The organism is Escherichia sp. MOD1-EC6021 (assembly GCF_002965245.1).
Taxonomy (GTDB): domain Bacteria; phylum Pseudomonadota; class Gammaproteobacteria; order Enterobacterales; family Enterobacteriaceae; genus Escherichia; species Escherichia coli_F.
The window spans coordinates 1-417 of sequence record NZ_PTRU01000128.1; the positions used below are offsets into that span (position 1 = coordinate 1).

Here is a 417-nt window from a genome sequence, read left to right on the forward strand (position 1 = left end):
GAACCGTCATACCCTGCAGATGCAAACGACGGGCCTCTTTCTCTGCCGGGTCAAGCCAGGTGCATCGCAGCAGGATTTTCTCAGCGACAGTCATCTGGTCATGTTCAAACCACGGTTGTTGTCCGTCATTGCCCCGCTGAAGTGTTAACGGGCATCCACAGGACACACAGCACAAAACGTCCCGGCGGTTGTGCTTCGCTGCTTCTTTCGCCGTAACAAAATGCCCCTTGCTGTCATTCGCCATATAACAGTTCAGAATTCGCATATTTCCTCCTGAGTTGTCCGGGGAATACTGAATCCTCCGGTCTGGCAGTTTGTGCAGTACTGCTCCCCATAATAATCGTGGTGACATTGTCTGCAGTGCCAGCTGGCTTTACGCACCACGGGTAAGGCATCCGGTACGAATTGCTGCAGACG

At 53.2% G+C, this 417-nt stretch carries 2 protein-coding genes; both read right to left on the reverse strand.

Annotated features, from left to right (window positions below; all coding sequences use genetic code 11):
- The coding region (locus BEB54_RS28305; RefSeq protein WP_213667380.1) for a DUF7828 domain-containing protein at positions 1-265 on the reverse strand (265 nt) is incomplete at its 3' end.
- Positions 253-417: putative zinc ribbon protein (locus BEB54_RS28785; protein WP_049044965.1), on the reverse strand; the 165-nt coding region annotated here is incomplete at its 5' end. The genes BEB54_RS28785 and BEB54_RS28305, both read right to left, overlap by 13 nt.